At 55.8% G+C, this 5,829-nt stretch carries 5 protein-coding genes; all 5 read right to left on the bottom strand.

Features of this window, described 5'->3' with window-relative positions; translation table 11 throughout:
• Positions 1-1,481 (bottom strand): NADH-quinone oxidoreductase subunit F (locus ABYV26_RS18900; RefSeq protein WP_372682911.1); only part of this gene is annotated, 1,481 nt, incomplete at its 3' end.
• Positions 1,482-1,502: 21 nt separating this feature from the next.
• Positions 1,503-2,000 (bottom strand): NADH-quinone oxidoreductase subunit NuoE, encoded by a 498-nt coding sequence (gene nuoE / locus ABYV26_RS18895; protein ID WP_372682910.1) that lies wholly within the window; start codon positions 1,998-2,000, stop codon positions 1,503-1,505.
• Between the two features lie 56 nt (positions 2,001-2,056).
• Positions 2,057-2,437, bottom strand: coding sequence for an FAD-dependent oxidoreductase (locus tag ABYV26_RS18890; protein WP_372682909.1), 381 nt, complete (start codon positions 2,435-2,437; stop codon positions 2,057-2,059).
• Between the two features lie 320 nt (positions 2,438-2,757).
• Positions 2,758-4,416 (bottom strand): response regulator, encoded by a 1,659-nt coding sequence (locus ABYV26_RS18885; RefSeq protein WP_372682908.1) that lies wholly within the window; start codon positions 4,414-4,416, stop codon positions 2,758-2,760.
• Positions 4,417-4,707: 291 nt separating this feature from the next.
• On the bottom strand, positions 4,708-5,829 hold a 1,122-nt coding region (locus tag ABYV26_RS18880), incomplete at its 5' end, for a sigma-54 dependent transcriptional regulator (RefSeq protein ID WP_372682907.1).

The following is a 5,829-nucleotide window of genomic DNA, read 5'->3' as shown; positions in this document are numbered from 1 at the left end:
TGCCCACAGGATTCTTCCTTGAGAAAATCGAGAAAATAGCGTGCGACGTCCACCATGCAGGTGTCCTGGTCCATGACGATCATGCCGCCGGAGCCCATGATGGAACCCACTTCGGCCAACCGCTGGAAATCCACGGGCAGGTCGAGGAATCGTTCGGGAATGCAGCCGCCGGAAGGCCCGCCGGTCTGGACCGCCTTGAATTTTTTCTTTTTGGGCACGCCGTTGCCCAGTTCAAAAACGATTTCACGCAGCGAGACCCCCATGGGAACTTCGACCAGGCCGGTGTTGTTGATTTTGCCGCAGAGGCTGAACACCTTGGTGCCCTTGCTGTGCTCGGTGCCCATGCCGGCGTACCAGGCGCCGCCCTTCATGATGATGGGCGGGACGTTGGCGTAGGTCTCAACGTTGTTCAGGTTGGTGGGGCCGTCTCGGAAGCCCTTTTCCACGGTGTGGACATATTTGGCCCGGGGACGTCCCACCTTGCCTTCAAGCGAGGCCATCAGAGCGGTGGACTCGCCGCAGACAAAGGCGCCGGCACCGGTGGAAATCTTGATCTTGAAGCAGAAATCCGTTCCGGCGATGCCGTCGCCCAGCAGACCGTAGCGTTCCGCCTGTTTGATGGCGGTGACGAGGCGTTTGACAGCCAAGGGGTATTCGTTTCTCACATAGATGTAGCCGTGGCTGGAGCCGATGGCCACCCCGGCGATGAGCATGCCCTCGATGACGCTGTGCGGGTCGCCTTCGAGAATGCTGCGGTCCATGTAGGCGCCTGGATCGCCTTCATCCGCATTGCAGATGATGCTGCGGTCCCCGTCGTGCTTGGCGCAGGTGGCCCACTTGATGCCGGCTGGAAAACCGCCGCCGCCGCGGCCCCTCAGTCCCGAGGCCTTCACCTCGTCGATGATCTGCTTGGGCTTCATCTGTTTGAGGGCCTTGAGCAGGGCGCTGTATCCGCCCCGGGCGATATACTCTTCGATGGTGTCGGGGTCGATGTACCCGCAGTTTCTCAGGGCGATTTTGACCTGTTTGCCGTAAAATGGAATTTCTTCGAGAAAGGGAATCCCCTCTTGGGGTGACACCTTGGCGACCGGATTTTCGCCACCGTCTTCCATTACGCCGAGGGGCTTTCGCATCTGGCCGAGAATCCATTTCTTCTTTTCAAACAGCCCTTGACGATAATCGTTTATGGCGTCGACAATCTTGTCTTCGGTGATGTTTTTGTAAATCACCCGAGGCTTGCCGTCAGCGATAATCTCCACCAGCGGCTCCTGCTCGCAAAACCCGATGCATCCGGTCTGGCAGATGGCAATACCCTTGTCGCCGGCAAAGGACGCCGCGGCTTTGTCGAATGACGCCTGGGCGCCGGCGGCGATACCGCACGAGGCCATGCCGATGTTCACTTTGAGGGCGTCCGGATGGTAGATGGATCCTCTGGCTTCTTGGCTTATGGTTTTTAAGTCTTCCAAAGACTGGATTTTCATGGTGTTGGCCTCGTTCTTCGATTATTCGTATTGACCCAGGACTTTTTCGACTTCATCGGTGGCGATCCGGCCGTGCATATCTTCGTTGATCTTCAATACCGGTCCGAGACTGCAGCACCCGATGCACCGCACCGATTCCAGAGTATAGCGCCCGTCGTCAGTGGTCTGGCCGTCGGCAATCTTCAACGAGTCGTGCAGCCGTTCGCGGATTCGTTCGGCCCCGCGAACGTGGCAGGCGGTGCCCAGGCAGATGGAGATAATGTTTCTGCCGCGGGGTTCCAGACTGAAGGTGCTGTAAAACGTGGCCACTTCGTAAATCTTGCTGTAGGGGACGCCGATCTTGGCGGAAAGATAGGTCAGTGCGGGCTTGGGGAGGTAGTTGTAGTGGCGTTGGATGGCCTGAAGAATCATGATCAGATTCTCTTTGTCCGTTGAAAACTCCTTGTCGATCATGGTGTCCAGCTCTACAAAGTCCACCTCTTCCACTTCGTCTGTGCGTATCGCTTGTGCCTCACTCATTTACCGGTCTCCCAATAGAAATCACGCTTCACGAAAATGAAGGAAAATTGGTGATGTTATGCGCTTTGCTGAACCACCGGGCAGTTTTCAACACAGGCACCGCATCCGGTGCATAGATCCATCTTAATGCTGCGGGCGCGCTTTTTGACCTTTACCTTGAAATGGCCGGGGTCGCCCTCGACGCTTTCAAGATCTGCATAGGTGATCAGTTCGATGTTCAGATGCCGGCCGACCTCGACCAGTACAGGGGAGATAATTCACATCGCACAATCATTGGTGGGAAATGTCTTGTCCAACTGGGACATGACCCCGCCAATGGAAGGTGATTTTTCGAGAAGGTACACATAATACCCAGAGTTTGCCAGATCCAGCGCACTCTGCATGCCGGCGATCCCGCCGCCTACAACCAGTACGGAACCCACTACATCCGTTGCCATCTTTTATTCTCCTGTCGATGTTAATCCGCCCCATGAATGACCGCTCACTTTCACAAAACGATAGCGTATCGGTGATAGAGGGCGCCTTTAAACCAGTGGATTTACCTATATGGAGATGGTTGGCTTGTCAATATTATTCCGATGATTTTGTGACTGGAAAAAGGGCTTTTTATGCGTATATGTGCAATACATCGCCATCCAGAGGGGTTTTTTGGATTGCAGAAAGGTGGGTCGATGGAGCGGGGAAAGGGGGGGGTAAACGGCGCAACGCGAACTGCCCGGCCCGACACGTGGGGATGACCGGCCGGGCAGTTGATGGATCAGGCGGCCAATGGCAAAGCCCGCTCGGTGGCGTTGCGGATCTCGTCGGGGGTGAAGGGCTTGGGCAGGTAGTCGACCGCGCCCATGCGAGCTGCTTCGACTGCCGTCTCGATGCTGGCGTAACCGGTGATCATAATTACCTTTGCGTCCGGATTTTTCTCTCCAATGGCCTTGAGCAATTCAAGCCCCTTGACGCCGGGGATTCTCAGGTCCAACAGCACTAGACCGTAACGGTTTGTGCCGATGCAATCCATGGCCTCCTCCCGGGTGACGGCCTGGTCCACCTGGTAGCCTTTTTTGGCCAGGATTTTGCGGATGTTGTTGTTGACGGCCACCTCGTCGTCCACCACCAGGATGCTGGGATGGGCCGGTACCTGGGCAATCTGCCGAGATGCTGGGTCCTGCGTTTCGGCGGCGATTATTTTTTGCATATTGGATTTAAGGGTCTCATAGGGCATTTGTACCGTGCCGTCGTATACCAGGTGGTCCACGTAGTCCTTGCCGGTCACCTGGACGACTTCATCATAGTTGAAAGGCATGTCCGGAGCGATGAGGGCGGTGGTGTCCGCGACGGCCTTCTTCATTGCGGCGCGCTTCTTTTTTGCCAGCTGGGGGCAGGCAGCGGTCTTGGTGCCGGCCTTGCAGGTAGCGCCCAACTTCTTGAAAATATCGCAGACCATATCCCCTACCTCACAAAAGCCTTCCACCGATTCGGAGGCGGTGATTTCCACGGTCGGCACGTCGGTCCGCGTGGCGTGATCCACATAGGCCTTGCCGGTGACTTGAGCCACTTCGTCGGCATCGAAGGGAACATCCACGTCGATTTTGTTGCGCTCGGCCAGCCGGACCAGGTTGGCTTTCAGCTCTTCGTAGTAGGGGATGGAGACGCCGTCGCTGCGAAGATTCTGGATGTATTCAGGACCGGATACGGCAGCCACCTCTTCGTAGTCGAAGGGCTGGTCGATGCCGATCAACCGTTTGGTGTCAACGGTTTTTCCCTTGGCGCTTTTTTTCTTTTTGGCCAGCTGCGGGCAGGCGGCGGTTTTGGTGCCGGCCTTGCAGGTGGCGCCCAGTTTTTTAAATATGTCACAGACCATGTTGCCGACTTCGCAGAACCCTTCAAGGTTCTCGGGCATCTTTACCTCGACCACCGGCATGTCGGAGGGACCCAGGCTGTCGGCATACCCTTTTCCGGTGACCTTGGCCACTTCGTCGGTATCGAACGGGATGTCCACGTCGATGATGTTGATGGACTCACGTTCCTGCTCACTGATTCGGGCCTCCACCAGCCGGCCGGACAAAGCGTTTTCAACGGTAGCGCGCAATTCGTCGGGTGTGAAGGGCTTGGGAAGGTATTCCAGGGCGCCCATTCGGATGGCTTTGACGGCCGTGTCCGTAGATGCGTAGGCGGTCATCATCACCGCGCGGGTCACCGGCCACTCTTTTTTGACCATCTTTAAGAGTTCGAGGCCGTTCATCTCCGGCATGACGATGTCGGAAATCAACAGCGAAAAGGACTCCTTGGCCAACATGTCAAGGGCCTCTTTGGCGCTGGATGCACGGGTGACCGCGTAGTTGCTTTTCTTGAGAATTTTTTCAACATTGTTACAGATACTCGCTTCGTCATCCACCACCATGATTTTTGGTATTGCGTTCATACACCCTCCCTGTTTTCCTATCCTTGGATGTCAACTGCAGCATTGGGATTCATTGTTGGTTATTGTCACAGCAGTAAGTGTACCAAAAGTAAGATATATGTAAAAATATTTGAAAACATTAATAAAATTGTATTCGTCGCTGTCCCTCGCTGACTTGGGTGTATTTAAAAACTATACACTTTTAGGCGTGGTGATCGTCTGGTCAAGGATTGCCAACAGGCAGGCACAGCGGGCCGGGAGCCGAATGCCAACGACATGTATGCAATTTATATACAGTGTATGAAAAACGGTTCAATGGTGCCGGGGAAGGGAGATTCCGTGTTTTTTCATCATGTTCTGGAAGTTGGGGCGCTGCATGCCGACGGCTTTGGCAGCCCGGGTGACGTTCCAGTCGTTGCTGGAAAGGGCGTGGGTCAGAAAGTTGCACTCCACCCGGGCGATGGCTTTTTGCCGGATCAGGGCCTTGACGGCCTTCAAGGCCTCATTGCTGGTGGGGGTGTTGTCGAACAGGTTTTCGATATCGCTGATTTCGCCCAGCAGGGGCAAATCCTTGAGCCCGATGGTTTCCTTTTCACATAATATCACGGCCCGCTCCACCACGTTGCGCAGCTGGCGCACGTTGCCGGGCCAGCTGTATTCGGTGAGGCGGGACAGCGCGTCATCGGCAAAGCCGTTAACGGTCTTGCCCATGTTGCGACAGAACTGGTTGAGGAAATGGTAGGCGATGGACGGGATGTCCTCCCGGCGTTCCTTCAAGGTTGGCAGCAGGATGGGGTAGACATAAATGCGGTAATAGAAATCCTGTCGAAAGGTCCCCTTGCGGACCATCTCTTCTAAATTCTGGTTGGTGGCAAAGATCAGACGGACATCCACCTTGTGGCTGGTGGTGCTGCCCAGGGGCATGAGTTCACGGGTTTCTAAAAAGCGAAGGAGTTTTCCCTGAACATCCAGCGCGATATTGCTAATCTCGTCCAAAAAGACGGTGCCCGTGTGGGCTTGCCGGAAAATGCCGGCCTTGTCCTGGTGGGCCCCGGTGAAGGCGCCTTTGACGTGGCCGAAGAGTTCGGACTCGAGCAAGCTGCCGGAGAGGGTGCCGCAGTCCACGGCAAAAAAAACCTTGCTGGCCCGGCTGCTGTTGGCATGAACAGCCCGGGCCACCAGTTCCTTGCCGGTGCCGCTTTCGCCATAAACCAGCACGGTGGCCTCGGTGGGGGCCACCTTTTCCACCATGGAGATGACCTTTTTTATTTTTGGGCTGCTGCCCACCAGCTGATGTTGAATCCGGCGGGATGGGGGCTTTTCGTTTTTCAGCTGCCGGTTTTTCAGCCGGCGCTCGCGCTGCGCCAGGGCCTGACCGACAACGGATCTCAATTCATGGGGGGTAAAGGGCTTGGGCAGGTAGTCGAAGGCCCC

Source organism: Desulfosarcina sp., from assembly GCF_041551955.1.
Taxonomy (GTDB): Bacteria; Desulfobacterota; Desulfobacteria; order Desulfobacterales; family Desulfosarcinaceae; genus Desulfosarcina.
Note: the sequence above shows the minus strand (reverse complement) of the source record. Positions and strands in the feature narration are given on the sequence as shown.